The sequence below is a fragment of the Krasilnikovia sp. MM14-A1259 genome (assembly GCF_047159535.1).
GTDB lineage: Bacteria > Actinomycetota > Actinomycetes > Mycobacteriales > Micromonosporaceae > Actinoplanes.
This window is the reverse complement of the sequence record NZ_BAAGAJ010000002.1, coordinates 6,836,315-6,860,591: the sequence shown is the minus strand read 5'-3', so window position 1 is coordinate 6,860,591 and position 24,277 is coordinate 6,836,315. Positions and strand designations below refer to the sequence as shown.

The window sequence follows — 24,277 nt, the reverse complement described above, 5'->3', positions numbered from 1 at the left end:
GCCCAGCCCACACCTCTGACAGTGATTAAGATCCAGCCGGCTCGGCCGTCCGGCGTCGCGTCCGCACCCACGGCACCACCAGTATCACCACCAGTAGCGCGGTCACGGCGAACGCGCCCTGGGCCCGAGTCGCCAGGGCGAGGTTGTAGCCGTCGGGCAGGCACAACGCCGCGGCGATCGCGCACGGCACCGCCAGCCACCGGGCCGCCCCGCGCGTCGTGGCCGCCAGCACCGCGAGCGGCCAGGTCAGATACCAGGGGTGGAACACCGGGGCCAGCGCGACCGTCGCCGCGAGTGCCAGCCCGGCACCGAGCAACGCCCCACCGCTGCGCGCACGCCACCACAGCACCACCAGCACGACCGCCAGCGCCGCGACGCCGAGCAGCCGGGTCACCGGCACGGCGTCGACCTTCGCGCCGAACCCCCTGGCCAGCGTCGACACGCTGAGGCCCACCGCGGTCGGCGGGGACGTCCACTGTACGGAGACCCCGCTGTCGGCGAGGTTGCGCGCCCAACCGAACCCGAGCCCGGTGACGAAGGACACAGCGGCCAGGGCGCCCGCCGCCGCGGCGCCGATCACGGCCCCGGGTACCCACAAGGCCCGCCACGGGACACGCCGGTCCCCGGCCCCGGCCGTCCCGGGCCCGCTCGCCTGTGGCCCGGCTGTCGTGCTGACCGCCCGGACGGACACGGCCGCCAGCACCGCGAACGGCAGCACCACGATCGCGGTGACCTTGACCCCGATCGCGAGCCCCAGGAGCACCCCCGCACCGGCCAGCAGCCCGGCACGCCCCAGCGGGCCGCCGGACCTCGACGCCGCCCGGCCGCCGGGCGAGGGCAGCCCGCTTGGCAAGGCCGCGCTACTTGGCAAGGCCGCGCCGCCCAACGAATCTGGGCCGCCTGGCGAATCCGGGCCGCCCAACGGATCCGGGCCGCTTGGCGAATCCGGGCTGTTCGGCGAGGCCGGGACGGCGGCGGCCGCCGCGACGGCCAGGCCCGCGACCAGCAGGCCCACCATCACGGCGTCGTTGTGCGCCCCCGAGACCAGGTGCACCACGACCAGCGGGCACGCCAGCACCAGCCACACGGCCCGCTCCGGCGCGACCCCGTGCCGCCGGGCCAGCACCGGCAGGCACGCCCCGATCAACGCCACCCCCAGCACGGCCAGCGCGCGCAGCACCGCGACCGTCCCGGCCAGACTGCCGCCCAGCCTGGCCGCCCCCGCCGCCAGGACCAGGAACACCGGACCGTACGGGGCGGGCGAGTCACGCCACGTCGGGGCCACCGCCTGCGTCCACGGGCAGCCCAGCTCCCGCACCCCCGCCGCGTACGGGTCGTGCCCGGTGGCCAGCGCCCAGCCCTGGCAGGCGTACGAGTGGACGTCGTAGCTGCCCAGCGGAAGCACCGGCAGCAGGGGCAGGACCCACAACCCGGCCGTCACGTACGCCCAGCGCAGCGACGGCACCGCGGTCCGGCCCAGCCACCAGGCGGCGATCAGCAGAACCGTGCCGAGCAACCAGGTCAACGGCAGCAGCACCCCGTCGGCGCCGGCGAACACCGTCCGTGGCGTCATGGTCGGGTGCCACGGCGACGTGGCGCCGCCCAGATAGGCCGTCACCGCCAGCAGCACGCTGCCCACCAGGCCGCCGTAGCGGACGAGACGGGCGCGGAGCATGGCGGCCACCCTACCGTGACAGCCAGCTACCGCCGCTCCACAAGCCAGGTAGGGTCGGTGCCCGTGTGGGCCCGGTGGCGAACCGAAGCGGTCACCGCCGGACTGGCGGTGACCCTCGGTGTGGCGTACCTGCTCCTGCCGCGGCCGGGCTCGGATCTGTCCGCCCAGGTCGCCCGCGCGGACTTCTTCGCCACCCATGGCTGGTCGGTCGTCGACCTGCGCTGGTACGCAGGGGTGAACCAGCTCGGCTACAGCCTCGTGTCACAGCCCGTCATGGCCCTGCTGGGAGTCCGCGCCACGGGGGTGCTGGCCCTGGTGGCGTCCGCGGTGACGTTCGCCGTGCTGCTGCGGCGGACCGCGGTGCCCCGGCCGCTGCCGGGCGCCCTGCTCGGCGTGGTGTGCCTGGCCGCGAACCTGCTGTCCGGCCGGGTCACGTACGCGCTCGGCGTCGCGCTGGGCCTGGCGGCGCTGCTGGCCCTCACGTACCCGCGGTTGCGGGCGGCGGCTGTGGCTGCCGCCCTGCTGGCGTCCGCGACCAGCCCGGTGGCTGGTCTGTTCCTCGGCCTGGCCGGGGTCGCGCTGCTGGCGGCGCGCCGGTGGTCGGACGGGCTGCTGGTGGCCGTGCCCGCGGCCGTGCCGCTGGCGTTGAGCGCGGGCCTGTTCGGCGACGGCGGGTGGATGAACATCAGCCACGCCGACGCGATCCGGGCGGCCGGGGTGAGCCTGATCGTGGCGGTGTTCGTGCCGCAGCGCCCGGTCCGGTACGGCGCACTGCTGTCCGCGGCCGGGGTGGTCGCCGCCGCCCTCGTGCACACCCCGGTGGGGCTGAACGCGACCCGGCTCGCGGTGATGTTCGCGCTGCCGGTGCTGGCCGCCTGCGCCCGCACGCCCGGCTGGCTGCGCGCCCGGACATCCCGCGTGCCTGAGCGTGGGCGCGGGTGGGCGCTGGTGGCCCTGCTGGTCGCGGTGACCTGGTGGCTGCCGCCGGTCGTCGTCGCCGATGTGCGCGACGTCGGAAACCCCACCGCCGACCCGGCGTTCTTCGCGCCGCTGCGGGCACACCTCGCGGGCGAGGCGCTGACCGGGCGGGTGGAGGTGCCGCCGACCCGCGACTACTGGGAGGCGGCGTACCTGGGCGACGTGCCGCTGGCCCGGGGGTGGCTGCGGCAGGCCGACATCGGCCGCAACCCGCTGTTCTTCACGACCGTTCCCGGCGCCGCCGGCACCGGCGTGCCGCTGACCGCGGACAGCTACCGGGACTGGCTCGCCCGGGAGGCCGTGCAGTACGTGGCCGTACCGAACACCGAGCTGTCCTGGGTGGGCCGTGCCGAGGCGCGACTGATCGCGGGCGGGCTGCCGTACCTGAGGCCGGTCTGGTCCGATGCGCACTGGCGGCTGTACGCGGTCGCCGACCCCACGCCGGTCGTCGCCGCCCCGGCCCGGCAAGTGGCGCACACGGCCGCCGCGGTCACGTTCGACGCCCCGGCCGCCGGGGACGTACGGGTACGGGTGCGCTGGTCCCGCTGGCTGCGCGCCGACCACGGGGCGCGGGTCGCCGCGGACGGCGAGTGGACCGTCGTACGGGTCCCCTCCCCCGGCCGGTACACGCTGACCTCCTGACCCGTCAGGACTCCAGGACGCGTTCCATCGCGGCGCGGGAGTGCCGGGTCACCCGCAGGTAGCTGTCCACGAACTCGCCCGGGTCGCCGCCGCCGAGCAGCTGCACCGCCCCGGCCAGTTCGACGCCGTGCTGCGGCAACTGGTCCGTCGGCCGGCCGCGGACCAGGGTGAGCGCGTTGCGGACCCGGGCGGCCAGCGTCCACCCGGCCGCCATCGCGGCGGCGTCGGACCCGTCGACCAGGCCCGCGTCGCGGGCGGCGTCCAGCGCCTCCAGGGTCCGGGTGAGGCGCAGCTCCGGCACGTCGTACGCGTGCCGCAACTGCAGCAACTGGACCGCCCACTCGACGTCGGCGAGCCCGCCGCGGCCCAGCTTGGTGTGCGTGTGGGGATCGGCGTTGCGGGGCATCCGTTCCGTCTCCACCCGCGCCTTGATCCGGCGGATCTCGATGACCTGCTCCCGGGTGAGCCCTCCGGCCGGGTGCCGCATGCCGTCGGCGAGCAGCTCGAACTCGCGGCCCAGACCGCCGTCGCCGCAGACGAACCGGGCGCGCAGCAGCGCCTGCGACTCCCAGACCCGCGACCAGCGGGCGTAGTACTGGGCGTACGCGGCGAGGCTGCGCACCAGCGGCCCCTGGCGGCCTTCGGGGCGCAGGTCGGCGTCGATGCCCAGCGGCGGGTCCGGGGCGGGCGCGGCCAGCAGCCGGCGCAGTTCCTCGGCGACGGCGTGCGCGGCGGCGGACGCCTCGTTCTCCGGGGTTTCGGCCGGGGCGTCGTACACGAACAGCACGTCGGCGTCGGACGGGTAGCTCATCTCGTACCCGCCGAGCCGGCCCATGCCGATCACCGCGAACCGCAGGCCGTCCGGGCCGGGCCGGGCCCGCCGGGCGGCGCGCAGCGCGGCGCCCAGCGTGGCGTCCGTGACGTCGGACAGCGCGATGCCGATCGCGTCCACGTCGAGCGGGTGGGCGGGGGCCAGGTCGCCGGCGCGGCTGAGGATGTCGGCGCACGCGACGCGGAACAGTTCCCGGCGGCGCAGCGCGCGCACCGCGTCGATGGCCTTCTGCGGGTCGGCGTACCGCTCGGCGGCGGCGAGGAAGCCGTCGCGCAGCACGTCGGCCGGGCGCGGCTGCAACTCGGCGTCGTCGGCGAGCAGGCGCAGCGCCTCCGGGTCGCGGGTGAGCAGGTCCGTGGCGTACCGGGAAAGGCTGAGCACCCGGGCCAGGCGCCGGGCCACCGGGCCGCCGTCGCGCAGCAGCCGCAGATACCACGGGGTACTGCCGAGCTTGTCGGAGACGTGCCGGTAGTTGAGCAGGCCGCGGTCCGGCTCCGGCGCGTCCGCGAACTCCTGCAGCAGCATCGGCAGCAGCGTGCGCTGGATCGCCGCCGTGCGGGTTACCCCGCCGGTCAGCGCCTGCAGGTGGCGCAGCGCCGCGCCCGGGTCGGCGAAGCCCAGGATCTCCAGCCGGCGGCCCGCCGACTCGGGCGTCATCCGCAACGCATCGGCGGGCACCCGGGCCACCGCCTCCAGCAGCGGCCGGTACAGCAGCTTGACGTGCAGGCGGCGGACCTGCGCGGCGTGGCCGACCCAGTCGGCGCGGAACTCCTCGACCGCGTCGCGGCCGGGCACCGCGGTGTACCCGAGAGCGGCGGCCAGCCACCGCAGCGCCGCCGCGTCGTCGGGCACGGTGTGGGTACGCCGCAGGTGTTGCAGCTGGAGGCGGTGCTCGACGGAACGCAGGAACCGGTACCCGCGCAGCAGCGTCTCCCCGTCCTCGCGGCCGACGTAGCCGCCGGCGACCAGCGCGCGCAGTGCGGGCAGCGTGCCGGACTCGTGCAGCGTCTCGTCGATGCGGCCGTGCACGAGCTGCAGCAACTGGACCGCGAACTCGATGTCGCGCAGCCCGCCCGGCCCCCGCTTGATCTCGCGGGCCAGCTCCTTCGGCGGGACGTTCTCGATGATCTTGCGGCGCATGTCGCGGACGTCGTCGACCGCCTCGGGCCGCTCCGCGGCGTGCCACACCAGCGGCGCCAGGTTGTCGATCCACTCGCTCGCCAGCGCCAGATCCCCCGCCGCGGGCCGGGCCTTGAGCAGCGCCTGGAACTCCCACGTCCGCGCCCACCGGCGGTAGTAGGCGTCGTGGCTGGCCAGCGTGCGCACCAGCGGCCCGCGGCTGCCCTCGGGCCGCAGCGCGGCATCCACCTGCCAGGCGACCTGCCCGCAGATCTCGATGAGGCGCGCCGCGACCGTCGTGCCGGCGGCCAGGTCCTCGTCGCCGCGGGCGACGAAGATGACATCCACATCGGAGACGTAGTTGAGCTCGTTGCCGCCGCACTTGCCCATCGCGACGACCGCCAGCCGAGGCGCGGCGCCGGGCAGTTCGCCCACGGCGATCGCGTACGCCGCGGCCAGCGTCTCGTCGGCCAGCCGGGACAGGGCGGCCATCGTCGGCTCCAGGCCGCGGCCCCCGGTCAGGTCCGCCGCGGCGATCCGCAGCAGCGAGACCCGGTACGCCCGGCGCAGCGCGGGCACGGTCGGGGGCCCCTCCCCCGCCGCGTCGCCGAACTCCAGGCGCCCCTCGGCGTTGGGCGGCATACCGGTCTTGCCGGTAGCCAGCTCCTGCCACTCGTCCGGGTTCGCGACGAGGTGGTCGCCCAGTGCGGCGGAGGCCCCGAGTACGGCCAGCAGCCGGCGCCGCAGGCCGGCGTCGCCGTACAGGGCGGTCAGGACGGCCGCGGCGGCCGGGTTGTCCGCGATCGGTCCGCGGGCCGTGGCGACCGAGCCGCCGGTGCCGCGGATCGCGGCGCGCCCCGCCGACTCCACCAGGCGGTGGAGCTGACGCAACGCGAGATTGGGGTCGGCGGTGTGGGCCAGCGCGTGCAGCAGCTCGCCGCCGTCGCCGTCGCGCGGTTCCTGCGCGTCGGCGTCCCACAGTCGCAGCCCGGACTCGCCGAGCAGCTCGGCGGCGCGGGCGGCGTCGTCGAAGCCGTACCGGGCGAGCCGGCTGAGCCGGGTCACCGGCCGGCGTCCGTGGTCACGCCGGCCCTCACAGGCCCAGCAGCGGCAGGGTGGGGCCGGTGCCCGGGTTCGGGATGTCCGCGTCCGGCAGGGTGCCCTGGGCCAGCGCGGCGAACCGGGCGGCGAACGGCTGCCACACCTCCTCCACGTCGGGCAGCACGTCGGCGGTGGCGGCGACGACCGCGTCGGGGTCGTAGCCCAGCTCGGCGAGCATCGCCGAGTCGGTGGCCCAGTCCGCGATCATCGCGACGTCGCACTCGATGTGGAACTGGACCCCCCAGGCCCGGTCACCGAGCCGGAACGCCTGGTGCGGGTACCTGGTCGACGCCGCGAGCAGCACCGCGCCGGTGGGCAGCTCGGTGATCTCGTCGCTGTGCCACTGGATCACGTCGGGCAGCAGTGGCACGTACCGGAAAAGGGGGTCGGTGTCCGCGGCGTCGCGCCGCCCGACCAGCGCGGGCCCGATCTCGGGCCCGGCCGTGCTCCGCTCCACGAGGCCGCCGTGCGCGGCGGCCAGGAGCTGGCCGCCCAGGCAGACGCCCAGCGTCGGCACCCGGTGCCGCACGGCCTTGCGCAGCAACGCCTCCACCGCCGGGAACCAGGGCGCGCCGGGCTCCCCGGCGGCATTCGGGTACGCGTCCTGCTCGCCGCCCAGCACCACCAGCGCGATGTGGTCGTCCAGGTTTTCCGGCAGTGGCTCGCCGCGGTGCGGGCGCACCACGCTCACCCCCAGCCCGGCCTCGGCAAACCAGTCGCCGAGCCGGCGCAGATCGTCCGTCGGGTCGTTCTCGACCACCAGCGCTGTCCCCACCCCCCGAGGCTAACGAATGGCCCGCCGCCCCGGGCGTCCGGACCACGGCGGGTCGCCGCCCGAGACATCGACAAGCACCTATTGCCGGGAATTCTGCGGCACTCGCCCGCGCCGGGCCGGTACGGTCAGGCCACCGACGCGAGAACGGGAGTACGCCCTCACATGCCGACGCTGCGCGAGCGGCTGCAGTCCGCACTGGTCCCGGCGATGAAGGCCCGCGACGCCGCCGCGGTGGCGGCGTTGCGTGCGACGCTGGCCGCCATCGAGAACGCCGCCGCCATCACCCTGACGCCCTCCGCCGAACCGCCCCCCGACGGCAGCGCCTTCGCGAAGGCACACGCGGGGCTGGGCGTCACCGAGGCCACCCGGCGGGCGCAGGACGAGGCCGAGGTGGAACGGATCGTCCGCGCGGAAATCGCCGAACGGCTGACCGCGGCCGACGAGTACGCCCGCCTGCAGCGCCCCGATCACGCGCAGCGGCTGCGCGCCGAGGCCGGGGTGCTCGCCTCGCACCTGGACGCGGCCTAGGCTCCCGGCATGGCGCAGCCCGCCACCGCGACCGAGTCGGCGATCCGCGTCTCGACGCTGGAACTCTTCTTCGACCTGGTCTTCGTCTTCACGATCACCCAGCTCGCGACGACGCTGGCGGCCGACCTCACGCTGCGCACGCTGGCCGACATCCTGCTGATGCTGTTCGTGATCTGGTGGATGTACTCCGGCTACGCGTGGCTGACCAACGCGGTCGCGCCGAGCAGCACCACCCGGCGCACGCTGCTGCTCGCGGGCATGACCGGCTTCCTGCTGATGGCGCTGGCGATCCCGCGGGCGTTCGGGGCGTACGGGTGGCTGTTCGGGTTCAGCTACCTGGTCGTGAACGTGGTGCACTCGGCGCTGTTCCTGCAGGCCGGGCCGGCCGCGGTGGTGGCGATGCGCCGGCTCGCCCCGATGAACATCCTGGCCGCGCTGCTCGTGCTGACCGGCGGTTTCCTGCCCGAGCCGTACCGGCACCTGTGCTGGGTGGCCGCGCCGCTGGTGCAGATCTCGGCGGGCTACCTGCACCGCATCGAGATGCACTCGATCGCCGCGGGCCACTTCGTCGAACGGCACGGCCTGGTGGTCATCGTCGCGATCGGCGAATCCATCGTGGCCGTCGGGGTGGGCTTCGGCGGGCTCCTGCGGGGCCCGGGCGAGATCCTGGTCGCGGTGCTCGGCCTGTGCATCGCGTACTACCTGTGGTGGATCTACTTCGCGGGTGACGACCAGCGTTCCGAGCACGTGCTGGCGGGCATCACGGATCCGCGGCGCCGGGCCGCGCTGGCCCGCGACGCGTGGGGGTACGCGCACTACCCGATGCTGCTGGGCATCGTCATCGCCGCGGTCGGGGTGAAGAAGACCGTCGGGCACGCGTTCGAGTCGTTGCACTGGGGACAGGCGATCGCGCTGAGCGGCGGCGTGGCCCTGTACCAGCTCGGCCACGCCGTCTTCCTGCGGCTGCTGCGGATCAGCGGGGTGTTGTACCGGGTGGTGGCGGCCCTGGCGGTGCTGGCGGTGATCCCGCTGGGGCACGTGCAGGCGGTGCTGCAGCTCGCCGCAATCCCGGTGATCATAGTGGCGGCGGCGATCGCCGAGGACGTGCCCCGGGTCCGCCGTTCCGGCGGGACGGCGATCAGCACGTTCGGCCGCACGCCGGAGGCACCGCCCGACTGAGGTGACGCCGGGTCAGGCGATGCAGGCGCAGATGATGAGCGCGGCGCCGAAGTGCGACGCGGCGCTGACCATGGCCCCGGGGTGCCGGTCGACCGTGCAGATCACCTCGCCGAGCTTGCCCGGGGTCAGCCAGTCCAGGACGAGGAACGCGAAGCCCATGACCGCGATCCCGATCAGCCCGAAGATCACCGTGGAGGCGAGACCCTTGCCGAACTCGTCGTAGCTGGTGAAGATCGCGGTGAAGACGATCAGCGCGATACCGAGCTGGTTGGCCACCAGCAGCAGGCCCGCGTTCTGGTTGCGCTCGACGAAGATGAGATCCTTCAGCTTGCCCGGGGTCAGCCAGTCCACGAGCAGGTACCCGAGGGCCATCAGCCCGATGCCGGCCAGTCCGAACACGACGCTGCGCCCGGCGCCCTCAAGCAAGTCTTGCAGCACGGTGTCTCCTCAGTACGTGATCTGCCGCAGGCACCGTAACGGACCGGGGCCCGACGGTGATCCACCGCCGGGCCGAAATTCGCGTGTCACAGCGCGAGGTAGCGCTGCCGCTCGTACGGGGTGACCTCGCGGCGGTACTGCTCCCACTCGGCGCGCTTGTTGCGCAGGAAGAAGTCGAACACGTGCTCGCCGAGCACCTCGGGCACGAGTTCCGACTTCTCCATCACGTCGATCGCCTCGGACAGGTTCTCCGGCAGCGAGTCGTACCCCATCGCCTTGCGCTCCGCCGCGGACAGCGACCAGACGTCGTCCTCGGCGCCCGGGGGCAGCTCGTACCCCTCCTCGATGCCCTTGAGCCCGGCGCCGAGCATGATCGCGAAGGCCAGGTACGGGTTGGTGGCCGAGTCCAGCGAACGGACCTCGACCCGCGCCGAGTTCGGCTTGCCGAACGCGGGCACCCGGACCAGCGCGGAGCGGTTGAGGTGCCCCCAGCTGACGAACGCGGGCGACTCGGTGATGCGGTCGGGCAGCTGCATGGGGAACAGCCGCTTGTACGAGTTGACCCACTGGTTGGTGACCGCGGTGTACTCGCGGGCGTGCACGAGCAGCCCGGCGATGAACGCCCGCGCGGTCTTGGACAGCTTCTGCGGGTCGTCGCCGTCATAGAACGCGTTGCGCTCACCCTCGAACAGCGACAGGTGGGTGTGCATGCCGCTGCCCGGCTGGTCGGTGAACGGCTTGGGCATGAACGTGGCGCGCACTCCCTGGGTCAGCGCCACCTCCTTGACCACGTGCCGGAACGTCATGATGTTGTCCGCCGTGGTCAGCGCGTCGGCATAGCGCAGGTCGATCTCCTGCTGGCCGGGGGCGACCTCGTGGTGGCTGAACTCCACGGAGATGCCGATGCGTTCCAGGGCGAGCACGGCCTGGCGGCGGAAGTCTCGCGCCACGGCGTGGGTGGTGTGGTCGAAGTAGCCGCCGTTGTCCACCGGGGCGGGCACCGAGCCGTCCGCCGGGGCGTCCTGGACCAGGAAGAACTCGATCTCGGGGTGCGTGTAGAAGGTGAAGCCCTTCTCCGCGGCCTTCGACAGCATGCGGCGCAGCACGTGCCGCGGGTCGGCCCACGCGGCACTGCCGTCGGGCAGCAGCACGTCGCAGAACATCCGGGCGCTCTCGCCGCTGGCGCCACCCTCGAACGGGAAGACCTGGAACGTGGTCGGGTCCGGCATGGCGATCATGTCGGACTCGTAGACCCGGGCGAAGCCCTCGATCGCGGAGCCGTCGATGCCCATGCCCTCTTCGAACGCGCTCTCCAGCTCGGCGGGCGCCACGGACACGCTCTTCAGGGTGCCGAGCACGTCGGTGAACCATAGCCGGACAAAACGGATGTCGCGTTCTTCGAGCGTGCGAAGCACGAACTCCTGCTGTCGGTCCACGTCAAACCCCTCGTACGCCAGCGGCTGGAACCCGGTCCGCCCGCTCGGCGGTCAGTGTCCCCCGGTCCCGTTACGCCGAGATTACGCTGACCATGCCGCCCGGGAATGCTCCGGGTGAGCTCCCGTGGTGATCACCGAACGGTAGAACAGGCCGGGCCGGGTGACCGTGCCAGGCTGGGGAACAATGAGGGCATGCCCTCGATGCGTATCGCTCTGGCCCAGGTGAATTCGACGGTCGGCGACATCGCCGGAAACGCCGCGGCGGTCCGGCGCTGGACCCGGACGGCCGCGGACGCCGGGGCCCAGCTCGTCGCGTTCCCCGAGATGATGCTGACCGGCTACCCCATCGAGGACCTGGTGTTCCGGGACTCGTTCGTGCGGGCCTCGCAGTCGGCGCTGCGCACGCTCGCCGCCGACCTGGCCGCGGACGGCTTGGGCGAGCTGGCCGTCGTGGTCGGCTACGTGGACGCCGACGGGCTCGCCCCGACCAGCGCCGACGCGGCCCCGGGCAGCGGCCGCCGGGACGCCTCCGCCCTGCTGTACGGCGGGCGGGTCGCCGCCACGTACTTCAAGCACCACCTGCCCAACTACGGCGTGTTCGACGAGGACCGGTACTTCGAGCCCGGTGACACGCTGACCGTGGTGCGCCTGGGCGGCATCGACATCGCGCTGACGGTGTGCGAGGACGTGTGGCAGGCCGGTGGGCCGTTCGCGGCGGCTCGCCGGGCCGGGGTCGGGATGGTCGTCAACATCAACGCCTCGCCGTACGAGCTGAACAAGGACGACGTCCGGCTGCCGCTGGTGCAGCGCCGCGCGGCCGAGGCGGGCGCCACGGTCGCGTACGTGAACATGGTCGGCGGCCAGGACGAGCTGGTCTTCGACGGCGACTCGATCATCGTGGACGCGCGGGGCGGGCTGCTGGCCCGTTCCCCGCAGTTCGTCGAGGACCTGCTGGTGCACGACCTGGAGCTGCCCGCGGCCGACGAGACCCCCAACGTCGAGGGTTCCGGCCCGGAGCTCACCCGGCGCTCCGGTGAGTCGCTGCACGGCGAGGAGTCTCGCGACGACGACATGGCGATCGAGCGGATCGAGCTGCCCGGCACGCTGCGCCCGGTGACGGGTGACCGGGTGGTCGGCGGCGTCGCCGAACGCATCGGCGACGAGGCGGAGATCTGGTCCGCGCTGACGCTGGGGCTGCGCGACTACGTCGAGAAGAACGGGTTCCGCTCGGTGGTGCTGGGCCTGTCCGGCGGCATCGACTCGGCCGTGGTGGCCGCGATCGCGGTCGACGCGATCGGCCCGGACCGCGTCTTCGGCGTCTCGATGCCCAGCGCGTTCTCCTCGGCGCACTCCCGCGACGACGCGGCCGACATGGCCAAGCGCACCGGCCTGGACTACCGGGTCGAGCCGATCCAGCCGATGGTCGACGCGTTCCTGGCGAACCTGTCACTGTCCGGCCTGGCCGTGGAGAATCTGCAGGCCCGGGTCCGCGGTGTCGTCCTCATGGCGCTGTCGAACCAGGAGGGCCACCTCGTGCTCACCACCGGCAACAAGAGCGAGCTGGCGGTCGGTTACTCGACGCTGTACGGCGACTCGGTCGGCGGTTTCAACCCGCTCAAGGACGTGCCCAAGACGATGGTGTGGCGGCTGGCGAACTGGCGCAACGCCGAGGCCGCCGCGTGTGGCGACCAGCCGCCCATCCCGGAGAACTCGATCACCAAGCCGCCCAGCGCCGAGCTGCGCCCCGGCCAGGTCGACGCGGACTCGCTGCCCGACTACGACCTGCTGGACGCGGTGCTCACCGGCTACATCGACAACGACGCGGGCCGCGACGACCTCATCGCGGCCGGGTACGAACCGGCGCTGGTGGACCGGGTGCTGCGCATGGTCGACCTCGCGGAGTACAAGCGCCGCCAGGCGGCGCCCGGCACGAAGATCTCCATCAAGGCGTTCGGCCGGGACCGGCGGCTGCCCATCACGAACAGATTCCGCGAGGGCCTGTGACGACCTGCACTCAACCCTGACCGGGGACGGCCCGGCGGTGCGACGATCGAGGGCACAACCCGGGGACCGCACCGCGCGGCCTCGAGGGAAGGAGACGACGATGTCCGAAACCGAGGTGCCCACCCTCTACGGCGGCCCACCGACCCGCCGGGTCCGCACCCGCGACCTGATCGCCGCCAAGGAGCGCGGCGACCGCTGGGCCATGCTCACCTCCTACGACCAGTACACGGCCGGCATCTTCGACGCCGCCGGCATCCCGGTGCTGCTGGTCGGGGACTCCGCGGCCAACAACGTGTTCGGCTACGAGACGACCATCCCGGTCACCGCCGACGAGCTGCTGCCCTTGGTACGGGCGGTCGTACGCGCCACGAAGACCGCGCTGATCGTCGGCGACCTGCCGTTCGGGTCGTACGAGGAGGGGCCGACGCAGGCCCTGCGTACCGGGGTGCGGTTCCTGAAGGAGGGCGGCTGCCACGCGGTCAAGCTGGAGGGCGGGCGCCGGGTCGCCGCCCAGATCGCGGCGCTGACCGGGGCCGGGATCCCGGTGATGGCGCACATCGGCTTCACCCCGCAGAGCGAGCACGTCTTCGGCGGGTACCGGGTGCAGGGCCGCGGCGACCGTGCCGCGGAGGAAGTCGTGGCGGACGCCAGAGCGGTCGCCGAGGCGGGCGCGTTCGCGGTGGTGCTGGAGATGGTGCCCGGCGAGGTGGCCGCTCAGATCACCAAGGAGCTGAGCATCCCCACGGTCGGCATCGGGGCCGGTCCCGACACCGACGCCCAGGTGCTGGTCTGGCAGGACATGGCTGGGCTGCGTACCGGCAAGGCGCCCCGCTTCGTGAAGCACTACGCCGACCTGGCCGGGGTGCTGGCCGACGCCACCCGGCGCTTCGCCGACGAGGTACGCGGCGGCGAGTTCCCGACCGCGGAGCACACGTTCAGCTAGGCACTGCCGTCCGGGCGGGCCGCGGTGCGGGTCCCGCCCGGGTCGGTCGCGGGCGACCAGGACTCGGATCGGCCGCGGCGAACAGGACCGTTCCGGGTCAGGCGCGGGCGAACAGGACCGTCCTGGTCAGCGGGTCGGCCGTGGTGAGACGCACCCGGATCCGCTCGCCCAGCGGCAGCTCCCCGGTGCAGCGGGCCCGCACCGCCGGCGCGTCGATCGCGATCGTGCCGCCGGGCGGGCGGCGGCCCGGGGAGCCGTTGCGCGGCGCATCGTCCACGTCCAGCACCCCCGCGTCGAACGTGGCGCCCACCCGGTCCGCGAGCAGCACCGCCTCGGCGAGGTCGATCGCGCCCCGCTCGGCCGCGCCGGCGACGCGGTCGGTCGCGGACATGCTCGCGGGCAGCCGCGGCAGCGCCTCGCGTACCCAGTCCGGCACGGATCGGCCCGCGTGCAGCGCGAGGCAGACCTCGGTCGCGTAGCGGTCGGCCAGGCGGCGCAGCGGCGCCGTGACATGCGCGTACGGGGCACCGACCCCGCTGTGCCCGGTCTGCTCCGGCGGCGCCCCCGCGAACGCGGTGTACGCCGCGCCGCGCAGCAGGTCCGCGGCCTGGTCCACGAACGCCGCCCCGCGCGGGCTGCCCGGGTCGACAGCCGCCACGACGTCACCCACCGGCGCCCCGTCGGGCCAGGCGACGCCCAGCGATGCGGCCGCGGCCCGCAACCGGTCGACCGCCTCGGCCCGCGGCGGCGGCATCGTGCGCAGCAGCCCCACTCCACCGTCGAGCATGAGCGAGGCTGCGGCCATGCCGGTCAGCAGCGAGATGTGCGCGTTGTGCTCCTCGACGGGCAGCGGCGCCCGCAGCACCAGCCGCCAGCCGTCGCCGCTCGCCTCGATCTCCTGTTCCGGTATCGGCAGGTTGATGGCGCCCCGGCCGGCCGCCCGACGGGCCAGCAACGCCCCGACCTCGGGCAGCAGCGCCACCGATTCCGGGGCGCGGCCCGCGTCGACGGCCGCCTGCAGCCCCGGGTAGTCCAGTTTCGCCCGGCTGCGGACCCGGGCCCGTTCCAGGCCCACCGCGGCGATGTCGCCCTCGGCGTCGATGTCGATCGTCCACAGCACGGCGGCCCGGTCGGCGTCCGGCAGCAGGCTGGCGGCGCCCTCGCTGAGGATCGTCGGGTGCAGCGGCACCTTGCCGTCGGGCAGGTACACGGTCTGGCCGCGGACCCACGTCTCGGCCTCCAGCGGGCCGCCGGGCCGCACGAACGAGGCGACGTCGGCGATGGCGTACTGCACCCGGTAGCCGCCGCCGGTGCGGCGGGTCAGGCACAGCGCCTGGTCGAGGTCGCGCGAGGTCGCCGGGTCGACCGTGACCAGCGGGACATCCGTACGGTCGGCACCGGTTGCCGTGGGTGTGCGCGCCGCCGCCTCCTGCGCCTCGCGCAGCGCCTCGGCCGGGTATTCACCGGGGAGCCGGAGCTCACGCCGCAGCACGGAGAAGTCGATTTGTGGCGCGCGCACCACCCGGTTGATCGGCACGCCTCATTCCTACCAGCAGGTACGCGACCTCGCTCTCCCACGATCGTGGTGCGGCCGACCCCGCGCCGGAATCAGCCGCACAGCAGATCGCCGTAGGGTGCTCAGGCCCGGGCGGCCGTCCGGCGGGCGGCAGCCGCGGTACGGGTGGCGCCCGTCGCGCGGGTCGTCGCCGCGTTGCGGGCCGCGGTCGTGGCCCGGGTGGCGGCCGATTTGCGGGCGGTGCCCGCGGCTGCGGTGCGGCGGCTGTTGCCGGCCGCGGCCTTTCGGGCGGCGGCGGCCGAGGCGGGTGCCCGGACCCGGCCGGCATTGGTGGCCGACGTCTTGGTCGTGCCGCCGAGCCGGGCCACGTTGGCTGCCTTGCCCGCGCTGGTCGTCCGGGTCCTCGCCGCCCCGGCGTTGACCGCGCGGCGCGTGGCGGTCGTCTTCGTCGCCGCGGTCTTCTTCGCGACTCCGGCTGCCTTGGTGGCCGTCTTCTTCGCGGCGGTCCTGGCGCCGGTGGCCTTCCTCGCGACTCCGACGGCTTTCACGCCGGTGGTCTTGGTGGCGGCCCGTTTGGTGGCGGACGGCCGCGTCGTCGCGGTCGTCTTCTTGGCGGTCGCCTTCTTGGCCGTGGTCTTCTTCGCCGCGACCTTCCTGGCGGTCGTCTTCGTCGCCACGGCCTTCCGGGCGGCGGTCTTCTTCGCCACGGCCTTCTTGGCCGTCGTCTTCTTGGCGGTCGTCTTCTTCGCCACGGTCTTGGCGGCGGTCCGTTTCGCCACTGCCGACTTGGTGGCGGTCTTCTTCGCGGCCGGCCTCGTCGCCTTGGCGGTCGTCTTCTTCGCCACGACCTTCTTGGCGGCGGTCTTCTTGGCTGTGGTCTTCTTCGCCACGGTCTTCTTGGCGGCGGTCCGTTTCGCCGCTGCCGACTTGGTGGCGGTCTTCTTCGCTGCGGGCCTCGTGGCGGCCGTCTTCTTCGCCGCCGTCTTCTTCGCCGCCGGCCTCGTGGTGGCCTTGGCGGTGGTCTTCTTCGCCGCGGTCTTCTTGACCGCGGTCCTCTTCGCCGCTTTCGCGCCTACGGTTTTCGTCGCTGTGGTCTTGCGCGCCGGACTTCTCGTCGCGGCGGCTTTCTTCGCGGCCGTCGGCGACGCGCGGCCCGCGCCCGTGCGGGCGGCGGCCGTTCTCGCGGCCTTCTTGGCTTCGGCCATGGGGATTGTTCCTCCTTGCGATGACTGCGGGCTCGTCTCCGCCTGGAGAGTGCGGAGGTTCCGGCTTGGACACCAGACGTCGACGCCGGCCTAGCTGAGCTCCCCTGTCCAGCGGGCATCCTCGGCATCCCACGCCACATTGCGCTCCGCGACCGTCTCGAGTGCATGCGTGGCGTCGTCAGCGGAGGGGTAGGGACCGAGCCGGTACTGGGCAGGACACTTGTCGTCGCCGGTCTCGACACGGTCGTGGCGCAGGCACCAGAAATAGGCGCCTTTGCCCGGCCCACTGTCGTTCATGCCATCACTGTGCACCCCGAACCGGCCAAGCGCTACCGATTCCGGCAAAAAGCCCAGCTCTTCCATTGTGGATCGTAGATCCACGGCCCCCGGGAGCGGACCAGAGGACGACGACGCCCGTCCCGCCGGGCGGCGGGACGGGCGTCGAAAACGGACGGCCGGGCGGTTTCAGCCGAGTTCCGCGGCGACCAGCTCGGCGATCTGGACCGCATTGAGGGCAGCGCCCTTGCGCAGGTTGTCGTTGGAGATGAACAACGCCAGACCGTGCTCGACGGTCTCGTCGGCGCGGATCCGGCCCACGTACGACGGGTCGCGGCCGGCGGCCTGCAGCGGCGTCGGAATGTCGGACAGCTCCACACCGGGCGCCACGGCAAGCAGCTCGCGGGCCTGGGCCGGGCTGATCGGGCGCGCGAAGCGGGCGTTGACCTGCAACGAATGGCCGGTGAACACGGGCACCCGTACGCAGGTGCCGGACACCTTCAGGTCAGGCAGGCCGAGGATCTTGCGGCTCTCGTTGCGCAGCTTCTGTTCCTCGTCGGTCTCGTCGCTGCCGTCGTCGACGATCGAACCGGCCTGCGGCACCACGTTGAACGCGATGGTCCGCGGGAACATCCGGGGTGCCGGGAACTCGACCGCGGTGCCGTCGTGGGTCAACTCGGCGGCCCGGTCGGCGACTTTCTGCACCTGCTCGTCCAACTCGGCCGCGCCGGCCAGCCCGGCACCGGACACCGCCTGGTACGTGGTGGCGACCATGGCCACGAGTCCGGCCGCGTCGTGCAGCGGGCGCAGCACCGGCATGGCGGCCATCGTGGTGCAGTTGGGGTTGGCGATGATGCCGCGGGGCCGCTGCCGCGCCGCCTCGGGGTTGACCTCGGCGACCACGAGCGGGACGTCCGGGTCCATCCGCCAGGCGGAGGAGTTGTCGACGACCACCGCGCCGGCCTCCGCAACGCGGGGGCCGTACTCCTTGGAGCTGCCCTTGCCCGCGGAGAACAGGACGATGTCGAGGCCGCGGTAGTCGGCCGTCGCCGCGTCCTCCACGGTCACCTCGGTGTCCTGCCAGGGCAGGGTGCGCCCGGCGGAACGGGCCGAGGCGAAGAGCCGGAGCTGGTCAACGGGAAACCGGCGCTCGGCCAGGATGCGGCGCATGACGCCACCGACCTGTCCCGTCGCGCCCAAGATGCCGATCCTCATGTGCCCAAAGTACGGCCTGGGCTCCACGCGCCGAACCCGGCATCCCAACCGGTGAGCGGCCGGCACCAGCAAAAATCCCTTATCGGGTCCGCATGTTGGGATATTCTTCCTGAAATCCGGGACGACGGAGTACTCCTGAGACATGGCTGCCGTCTACACCCACGGGCATCACGAGTCGGTGCTGCGCTCACACCGCTGGCGCACCGCAGAGAATTCCGCCGCGTACCTTCTGCCCTGTCTTTCTTCCGGTGTGCGGGTGCTGGACGTCGGCTGCGGGCCGGGCACGATCACCGCCGATCTCGCGACACGCGTCACACCGGGCCGCGTCACCGCCCTGGAGGTCACCGACGCGGCGCTGGACCTGGCCCGTACCGAGGTGCACGGGCGGGGCATCACGACGGTGGACTTCGCGGTCGGCGACGCGCTCGCCCTGGCGTTCCCGGATGCCACGTTCGACGTCGTGCACGCCCATCAGGTGCTGCAGCATCTCGGCGATCCGGTCGGAGCGCTGCGCGAGATGCGCCGGGTCACCCGCCCCGGTGGCCTGGTCGCGGTCCGCGACAGCGACTACGCGGCGTTCACCTGGTTTCCCCGGTTGCCCGAGCTCGACGAGTGGCTGGACCTGTACGAGCGGGTCGCCCGCGGCAACGGCGGCGAGCCGGACGCCGGCCGGCGCCTGCTGTCCTGGGCGCACGCCGCCGGGTTCACCGACGTCACCGCCACGTCGAGCACATGGTGTTTCGCGGACGAGACCGATCGCGCGTGGTGGGGCGGCCTGTGGGCCGACCGGATCCGGCACTCCGACTTCGCCCGCCTGGCGACCGCCGGCGGCGAGGCCACGGCCGCGGACCTGGAACGCATCGCGCACGGGTGGCGACGGTGGGCCGCCGATCCGGACGGCTGGCTGTCAGTGCTGCACGGCGAGCTGATCTGCCGCGTCTGAGACCGGTCAGACCCCGTTCGGCTTGTACGCCCAGTGCCACGTCTCGCGGGGCACGTTCTCGTCGAAGCCGTACTTGGCCCCGTTGGCCCGCATCCAGGACAGCGCCTTGGCATTGAGGTCCAGGTCGGCGGCCATGCCCCAGCCGTGCTCGCTGGTGCCGGGCTTGGCCGCCAGCCCGCCCTGCGAGTACAGGCCCTTCCGCTTGGCCAGGTCGACCTGCTCGTCGTACGAGCGGTACGAGTCCGTGATGCCGATGTGCACGCCGTCGCGCTTGGCGTCGGCGATCAGCTTGGTCAGCGACTCCGCGGCCGGCGCCCACAGGCGGTGGCGGGTGTCGCCGACCTGCCCCAGCGCGCTCGCCGGAATCTTGCCGTTGCCGTACGCGGCCAGGTCCGTCGGGACGCCCTTGGCGTTCAGCGTGTAGGTCTTGGCCGATGTCGTCGAGGACGTCGGGGACGTCGACTGGTTGGTCACCGCGTCGGCCAGGTAGTCGGCGAAGGCGGTGCCTGAGGTCCCCGTGGTGCTGGAGGTGGACTTCGCGGCGGCCGCGGTGGCCGGCGCCGTCTGCAGCGCGATGATTCGGCTCTGGATGTCGGCGATCCGCGAGTTGACTGCTTCGATTCCCACCCCCACAGATTCGGCCGCGGCCGGAAAAACTGAGGGGCCGGTATTTCAGACCGCGAGCGGCAGGGCGATGGTGTGCGCGGTGTGCGCCACCTTGGCCGCCAGATACCGCACGTTGGCGGCGGAGGCGTGCACCCCGGTGGGCACCACGTCGCGTACGTCGACCCCGAGCCTGCGCAGCTGGGCAGGCTTGTCGGGGTTGTTGGTCAGCAGGTCGATCGGGCCGACGCCGAGGGCGGTGAGCATCTGGGCGGCGGCGGTGTAGTCCCGCTCGTCGTCGTCGCGGCCCAGCGCCCGGTTCGCCTCGTACGTGTCCAGACCGCCGTCCTGCAGCGCGTACGCGTCGAGCTTGGCGTACAGGCCGATGCCGCGGCCCTCCTGGCGCAGGTAGAGCAGGTAGCCGCCGACGGAGGCGATGCGCTCCACGGCCTCGCGCAACTGCGGGCCGCAGTCGCAGCGCTGGGAGCCGAGGACGTCGCCGGTGAGGCACTCGGAGTGGGGGCGCACCAGCGGCACGTCGGCGTTCGCGACGTCGCCGAGCGCGAGGGCCAGGTGCTCCCGCCCGTCGGCCAGGCCGGTGAACGTGACGACCTCTGCGGTCGTGGTGTATCCGTCGGCGAACTTCAGCGGCACCGTGACCCGGGTGCGGACCTCTGACGACATGACGGCCTCTCTCCTGCACTTGACGCTTCAAGTGCGCCATCGACCATACGCCCCCGGGCCCGGCGAAGCCACGAGCCGAACGTCACATCCTCACCTGCGGCGAAGCACTTAACCGGCGCCTGACCAGGCCACACGCGGGGCCGTGCGGCGCTCAGCCCAGGTCGGCCGGGTCGGTGTTGGCGCCGCAGAGCAGCACGACCACCCGCTCCCCCGCCGCCGGAACGTACGCCCCGCCGGTCAGCGCCGCCTGCGCGGTCGCGGCGCCGTGCTCCACCACGATCCGGTAGTCCTGCCACAGCCGGCGCCGCGCGTCGACGATCGCCTCGTCGCTGACCAGCACCGAGCTCACCCGGGTACGGACCGCCACCTCGTACCCGATGCGCCCGATCCGGCGGGCACCCAGCGAGTCGGCCGCGACCCCGGACACCGGCACGTCGACCGGCGCGCCCGCGGCCAGGGCGGAGGCCAGCGTCGCGCAGCCCTGCGGCTCCACGGCCACCACCCGGGCGTGCCCGTGCAGCGCGGCGGCCACGCCGGCGACCAGGCCGCCACCGCCCACCGCCACCAGCACGGTGTCGAAGCCGTCCGGTAGCTGCTCCAGCAACTCCAGCCCCGCCGAGCCGTTGCCCGCGACCATGTCGGGATCGTCGTACGCGTGGCAGAACAGCGCGCCGGTCGCCTCCGCCTGCACGACCGCCGCCGCGTACGCCTCCGCGTACTCGGCGCCGGTCTGCACCACCCGGGCACCCAGCTTGCCCAGCTTGGCGACCTTGACCGGCGGCGCGGTGACCGGCACGAACACCTCGGCGGGCACGCCCACCTCGCGGGCCGCGTACGCGGCGGCCAGGCCCGCGTTGCCGCCGGACGCGGCGATGATCCCGGCCGGGGGCAGCGCACCGCGCTGCGCCGCGGCGAGGACCCGGTTGAGCATGCCGCGGGCCTTGAAGGACCCGGTGTGCTGCAGGTACTCGAGCTTGAACAGGGCGGCCCCGTCACGCAGAACCGGGGTACGGCGCACCCGCCCCGCGATCCGGGCGGTCGCCGCGCGCACATCGTCGCCGGTCGTCACCGGCCCAGTTCTACACCACGCTCCAGGTCCGCTGGGCCAGCGCCCGGGACGGGTGCTCGCCCCCGACCAGGCGGGCCAGGTCCAACAGGCGGTGTGAGAAACCCCACTCGTTGTCGAACCAACCGCGGACTTTGAGCCCGCCGTCCGCCGTGACCTGCGTCCCGGACGGGTCGAACAGGCAGGACGCCGGATTGCCCTTCACGTCGATCGAGACGACCGGGTCCGCGTCGTACGCGAGAACCCCCAGCAGCGACCCCGCCGCGGCCTCGGCCATCGCGCTGTTGATCTCCTCCACGGTGAGCGGCCGCTCCGCCTGCCCGGACAACTCGGCCAGCGACCCGACCGGGGTGGGCACGCAGTAGTAGCTGTACCGGATGTCGCCGAGCCGGGGCAGCACCACCCGCATGAGGTCGCCGACGACGTGGTCGTGCGGCACGATGCTCTCGCCGGTCGCGCGGCCGAGCCGGGGATCGTCGCGCGAGGTGCCCGACGTCGCGTCATGCACCCGCTGCCAGCCCTGCGCCGACAGCACGACCGACGTGCTGACCTGCCGCAGCCCGAACCGGTCGAGCAGCACCTTCGCCATCACGGTCAGCGCGTTGACGCCGCACGACGCGGGTGAGACGACGTCGTGCCGCGCCGGGTCGTACGTGTGATGGTTGGCGCCGTACACCAGGAACGCGTCCGGATCGGTGGCGGACGCGCTGACCACCACCTTGCGGGCGCCGCCGTGGGTGATGTGCATGCGGGCCAGGTCACCGCTGCGGAACTGGCCGGTGGCCTCGATGACCACGTCGGCGCCGACCGCCGACCAGGGGATCTGGCGCGGGCTGCTCTCGTTGAACGCCCGGATGGGCCGCCCGTTGACGACCAGGTAGTCCGGCCGGGCGGTGACCGTGCCGGGGAAGCCGCCGCGGAGGCTGTCGCGTTTGAGCGCGTACGTCAGGCGGTCGAGCGGGGCGACGTCGTTGATCGCGGCAACGGTCAGCCCGCTCTCCGGGCCCGCCCCGATGATGCGCATGAGGCTGCGGCCGATCCGCCCGAACCCGTTGATGCCAATCGCGACAGTCACCAAAGACTCCTCACGGCCGCAGGGTGCCCCGCATGGCGCGACCGTATCGGTATCACTACCAGGTTCAACAGGACGTCACTCGTCAGACACTAGGAGTACGCAAGTTGCACGTCAACGCGACCACCCCCGATGCCGCTCCGGGGCCTCGCGTGTGGACATGAACCCGCAGGTCAGACGCCGAACCGTGCAACCTGGACAGTGCTCGCGCCCGATGTCACACCGCATCTGGCGATGTGACACCGCAGGAGATCATCCCTGAGTCCCACGACGCGCGTCACGCCGGGGCGCAACTGTGATCCTCAATGGACGTCTTGGTGATCGAGTCCAGGAGCCGGTTCCTCGATCACCGCGGCGCGACGTCCGCCCGCTCAGTCCTCGGCGAGCCGGGAATTGATCAGACGCACCTCGACCGGGGCGCCGGGCCCGCCACCCGCCCGCCCCGTGTACTCCGGCACACCGACGCAGGTGAACAGCAGCGACACGAGATCGTCCGGCTCCCCCAGCAGCTTCGGGACCCCGGAGTCCAGGAACGTCATGCCGGTGGCGCTCGCCCCCAGCGCGTACGCGGCCAGATGCAGGCGGCCCTCGGCGATCCCGGCGGCGAGCTGCGCCTCCCGGTAGCCGTGGTCGTCCAGCTCCGCGGCGGGCACGGCCGCCATCGCCACGTACGCCGCCTCCGCGCCCAGGCTCTGGCCCACGCACAACCATTCCAGCTCGGCCCGCAGGTCGCCCGCCTTCAGCGGCGTGTCCAGGTCCGGCCACCGGTACAGCCCCGGCGCCACCCCGTCGACCCCGTGCACCGCCACCCAGTGCGGCACATCGATGCCGCGCAGCGCGGCCGCCATCGACCATTCGAGAACGGGTCGCGGCACGGTCCGCGAACGGTCCATGCGCCGCTGCGACCCGCGCCGCAACGTCACCGCGTCGAGCGAGCCCGGCGGCGCCTCGGCCGGCGGCGCCGCGTCGGCCGGCGGCGCGCCCTGCGGCCACGGCTGTCCGAGCTCGTCGCGCTCGCCCGCCCGCTGCGCGGCCGTGCACAGCGGGAACTCCACCGCCGGGAGGTGCCCCGCCGACGCCGGAGCACCGGCGCCGATCGCGGGTGCGGCGTCGCCCAGCGACAGCAGCGCCAGCGGGTACTCGTGCACCCCGTCCGCGCCGACCAGCGTACGGATCGCCGCGTCCGGGAAGCCGGTGCGCAGGCGCGGATCCAGACCCGCCGCGTCGGCCGCGGCGAGCAACTGCGCCAGCAGCGTCCCCGCGTCCCAGTAGAGATGCCGGAAGCCGCGCTCGGCGTACCGCCAGCCGGTGCGCCACGGCACCCCGGTCACCACGAGCGTGGTCGCCTCGCCCGAGGCGGGCGGCCCGACCTGCACCAGCGCGTGGCGCACCGGGTCGTACCAGTGCACGCCGTCCGGCACCCCGCGGACTCCGCGGGTCGAGGCGTACACCTCCAGCGGGAAACGTCCCCCGGCGGAGCCGGAGGCGCGGAACATGTACCGGCGGCCACGCCGCTCTGCCGTACGCACGACACCGGCGCCGAGGAACAGGATGCGGCCGAGCTGGGCCGCGTCGAGCGGCTGCGCCGGGCAGCGGTGCCCGGCCAGCACGGCGGTCGCCGGCACCCCCGGGTCGGGCAGATCGCGCGGCAGGTCCAGGACCGGCAGGCCGTCCGGGTATTCCTTGATCGGCGGCGGCATGGTGTCGAAGTCGTTCGGGGTGAGGTCATGGCGCACCCGCGGGTCGTCCGCGGGCACATCCCATTCCCGGTCGGGCGAGTACGACGTCAGCCGGTGCAACAGCCCGGCGCCGGAGTCGAGATCCACGGGCCCACTCTGCCAGCCGCGCCACCGAAGCCGCCACGACATCCGGCGGTCCGGCGCACGCCGGGGTCAGCGGCCTTTCTTGCGTCGCAGGGTGACGATGCCGGCGATGACGAGCAGGATGGGCAGAAACAGTCCCCACATCAGCCAGCCGTGCATGCGAAGCCTCCCGGATCGTGGGTGTGCCGGACCCTGACCAGGCTTCCCAATCCATCGGGCCCGCA

20 protein-coding genes and 1 pseudogene are annotated in these 24,277 nt (G+C 73.4%); 6 read left to right on the top strand and 15 right to left on the bottom strand.

What is annotated here, in order from left to right:
* Window positions 1-25 precede the first annotated feature (25 nt).
* Window positions 26-1,675 (bottom strand): polyprenol phosphomannose-dependent alpha 1,6 mannosyltransferase MptB, encoded by a 1,650-nt coding sequence (mptB, locus tag ACMCNK_RS31300; protein WP_412739931.1) that lies wholly within the window; start codon window positions 1,673-1,675, stop codon window positions 26-28.
* A gap of 63 nt (window positions 1,676-1,738) precedes the next feature.
* Between mptB and ACMCNK_RS31295 the strand changes: the two genes are divergently transcribed.
* Window positions 1,739-3,295: a hypothetical protein gene (locus ACMCNK_RS31295; RefSeq protein ID WP_412741041.1), complete on the top strand. Its 1,557-nt coding sequence runs from the start codon at window positions 1,739-1,741 to the stop codon at window positions 3,293-3,295.
* A gap of 4 nt (window positions 3,296-3,299) precedes the next feature.
* On the opposite strand, the gene ACMCNK_RS31290 is transcribed toward ACMCNK_RS31295, so the two are convergent.
* Both ACMCNK_RS31290 and ACMCNK_RS31285 read right to left on the bottom strand, forming a co-directional pair.
* Complete coding sequence (locus tag ACMCNK_RS31290) at window positions 3,300-6,311, bottom strand: bifunctional [glutamine synthetase] adenylyltransferase/[glutamine synthetase]-adenylyl-L-tyrosine phosphorylase (protein WP_412739930.1); 3,012 nt, start codon at window positions 6,309-6,311, stop codon at window positions 3,300-3,302.
* A 28-nt stretch (window positions 6,312-6,339) separates the two neighbouring features.
* Complete coding sequence (locus ACMCNK_RS31285; RefSeq protein WP_412739929.1) at window positions 6,340-7,122, bottom strand: type 1 glutamine amidotransferase; 783 nt, start codon at window positions 7,120-7,122, stop codon at window positions 6,340-6,342.
* A gap of 162 nt (window positions 7,123-7,284) precedes the next feature.
* On the opposite strand from ACMCNK_RS31285, the gene ACMCNK_RS31280 reads away from it, so the two are divergent.
* A complete protein-coding gene (locus ACMCNK_RS31280) occupies window positions 7,285-7,650 on the top strand; it encodes a hypothetical protein (protein ID WP_412739928.1) in 366 nt (121 codons plus the stop codon).
* Window positions 7,651-7,659: 9 nt separating this feature from the next.
* A complete protein-coding gene (locus ACMCNK_RS31275; RefSeq protein WP_412739927.1) occupies window positions 7,660-8,829 on the top strand; it encodes a low temperature requirement protein A in 1,170 nt (389 codons plus the stop codon).
* A gap of 12 nt (window positions 8,830-8,841) precedes the next feature.
* On the opposite strand, the gene ACMCNK_RS31270 is transcribed toward ACMCNK_RS31275, so the two are convergent.
* Both ACMCNK_RS31270 and ACMCNK_RS31265 read right to left on the bottom strand, forming a co-directional pair.
* Window positions 8,842-9,267 carry a DUF350 domain-containing protein gene (locus tag ACMCNK_RS31270; RefSeq protein ID WP_412739926.1) on the bottom strand — a complete coding sequence of 142 codons (426 nt, stop codon included), beginning with the start codon at window positions 9,265-9,267 and terminating at the stop codon, window positions 8,842-8,844.
* An 86-nt stretch (window positions 9,268-9,353) separates the two neighbouring features.
* Entirely contained in the window at window positions 9,354-10,703 is a 1,350-nt protein-coding gene (locus tag ACMCNK_RS31265) for a glutamine synthetase family protein (protein WP_412739925.1), read from the bottom strand.
* A gap of 105 nt (window positions 10,704-10,808) precedes the next feature.
* Here ACMCNK_RS31265 and ACMCNK_RS31260 point away from each other — a divergent pair, with 105 nt between their 5' ends.
* Entirely contained in the window at window positions 10,809-12,707 is a 1,899-nt protein-coding gene (locus ACMCNK_RS31260) for an NAD+ synthase (RefSeq protein ID WP_412739924.1), read from the top strand.
* 100 nt (window positions 12,708-12,807) lie between these two features.
* Window positions 12,808-13,650, top strand: a complete 843-nt coding sequence (panB, locus tag ACMCNK_RS31255) for a 3-methyl-2-oxobutanoate hydroxymethyltransferase (protein ID WP_412739923.1) — start codon at window positions 12,808-12,810, stop codon at window positions 13,648-13,650.
* Window positions 13,651-13,747: 97 nt separating this feature from the next.
* On the opposite strand, the gene ACMCNK_RS31250 is transcribed toward panB, so the two are convergent.
* The 5 genes and pseudogenes from ACMCNK_RS31250 to ACMCNK_RS31230 form a co-directional block, all read right to left on the bottom strand.
* Window positions 13,748-15,187, bottom strand: coding sequence for an RNB domain-containing ribonuclease (locus ACMCNK_RS31250; RefSeq protein ID WP_412739922.1), 1,440 nt, complete (start codon window positions 15,185-15,187; stop codon window positions 13,748-13,750).
* Window positions 15,188-15,288: 101 nt separating this feature from the next.
* Window positions 15,289-15,534 carry a hypothetical protein gene (locus tag ACMCNK_RS31245; RefSeq protein ID WP_412741095.1) on the bottom strand — a complete coding sequence of 82 codons (246 nt, stop codon included), beginning with the start codon at window positions 15,532-15,534 and terminating at the stop codon, window positions 15,289-15,291.
* Window positions 15,535-15,822: 288 nt separating this feature from the next.
* A pseudogene (locus ACMCNK_RS31240) lies at window positions 15,823-16,371 on the bottom strand (histone H1-like repetitive region-containing protein); the annotation flags it as partial.
* A 90-nt stretch (window positions 16,372-16,461) separates the two neighbouring features.
* A complete protein-coding gene (locus ACMCNK_RS31235; protein ID WP_412739921.1) occupies window positions 16,462-16,734 on the bottom strand; it encodes a hypothetical protein in 273 nt (90 codons plus the stop codon).
* 102 nt (window positions 16,735-16,836) lie between these two features.
* Window positions 16,837-17,862 (bottom strand): aspartate-semialdehyde dehydrogenase, encoded by a 1,026-nt coding sequence (locus ACMCNK_RS31230; RefSeq protein ID WP_412739920.1) that lies wholly within the window; start codon window positions 17,860-17,862, stop codon window positions 16,837-16,839.
* A gap of 142 nt (window positions 17,863-18,004) precedes the next feature.
* Between ACMCNK_RS31230 and ACMCNK_RS31225 the strand changes: the two genes are divergently transcribed.
* Window positions 18,005-18,805 carry a methyltransferase domain-containing protein gene (locus tag ACMCNK_RS31225; protein ID WP_412739919.1) on the top strand — a complete coding sequence of 267 codons (801 nt, stop codon included), beginning with the start codon at window positions 18,005-18,007 and terminating at the stop codon, window positions 18,803-18,805.
* Between the two features lie 6 nt (window positions 18,806-18,811).
* Here ACMCNK_RS31225 and ACMCNK_RS31220 read toward each other — a convergent pair whose 3' ends face one another.
* From ACMCNK_RS31220 to ACMCNK_RS31200, 5 genes are all read right to left on the bottom strand, one after another.
* Entirely contained in the window at window positions 18,812-19,432 is a 621-nt protein-coding gene (locus ACMCNK_RS31220; RefSeq protein WP_412739918.1) for a D-alanyl-D-alanine carboxypeptidase family protein, read from the bottom strand.
* Window positions 19,433-19,477: 45 nt separating this feature from the next.
* A complete protein-coding gene (locus tag ACMCNK_RS31215; protein ID WP_412739917.1) occupies window positions 19,478-20,092 on the bottom strand; it encodes a GTP cyclohydrolase II in 615 nt (204 codons plus the stop codon).
* 151 nt (window positions 20,093-20,243) lie between these two features.
* A complete protein-coding gene (locus ACMCNK_RS31210) occupies window positions 20,244-21,161 on the bottom strand; it encodes a serine/threonine dehydratase (protein ID WP_412739916.1) in 918 nt (305 codons plus the stop codon).
* A 10-nt stretch (window positions 21,162-21,171) separates the two neighbouring features.
* Window positions 21,172-22,233, bottom strand: a complete 1,062-nt coding sequence (locus ACMCNK_RS31205) for a type I glyceraldehyde-3-phosphate dehydrogenase (RefSeq protein WP_412739915.1) — start codon at window positions 22,231-22,233, stop codon at window positions 21,172-21,174.
* 368 nt (window positions 22,234-22,601) lie between these two features.
* Window positions 22,602-24,056: a nitroreductase family protein gene (locus ACMCNK_RS31200; protein WP_412739914.1), complete on the bottom strand. Its 1,455-nt coding sequence runs from the start codon at window positions 24,054-24,056 to the stop codon at window positions 22,602-22,604.
* Window positions 24,057-24,277 lie beyond the last annotated feature (221 nt).

Coding starts and splice junctions, on each gene's coding strand:
- ACMCNK_RS31280 (WP_412739928.1), top strand. CDS start 7,285: ATGCCGACGCTGCGCGAGCGGCTGCAGTCCGCACTGGTCCCGGCGATG.
- ACMCNK_RS31230 (WP_412739920.1), bottom strand. CDS start 17,862: ATGAGGATCGGCATCTTGGGCGCGACGGGACAGGTCGGTGGCGTCATG.
- ACMCNK_RS31215 (WP_412739917.1), bottom strand. CDS start 20,092: ATGTCGTCAGAGGTCCGCACCCGGGTCACGGTGCCGCTGAAGTTCGCC.
- ACMCNK_RS31260 (WP_412739924.1), top strand. CDS start 10,809: ATGCTCCGGGTGAGCTCCCGTGGTGATCACCGAACGGTAGAACAGGCC.
- panB (WP_412739923.1), top strand. CDS start 12,808: ATGTCCGAAACCGAGGTGCCCACCCTCTACGGCGGCCCACCGACCCGC.
- ACMCNK_RS31225 (WP_412739919.1), top strand. CDS start 18,005: ATGGCTGCCGTCTACACCCACGGGCATCACGAGTCGGTGCTGCGCTCA.
- ACMCNK_RS31235 (WP_412739921.1), bottom strand. CDS start 16,734: ATGGAAGAGCTGGGCTTTTTGCCGGAATCGGTAGCGCTTGGCCGGTTC.
- ACMCNK_RS31275 (WP_412739927.1), top strand. CDS start 7,660: ATGGCGCAGCCCGCCACCGCGACCGAGTCGGCGATCCGCGTCTCGACG.
- mptB (WP_412739931.1), bottom strand. CDS start 1,675: ATGCTCCGCGCCCGTCTCGTCCGCTACGGCGGCCTGGTGGGCAGCGTG.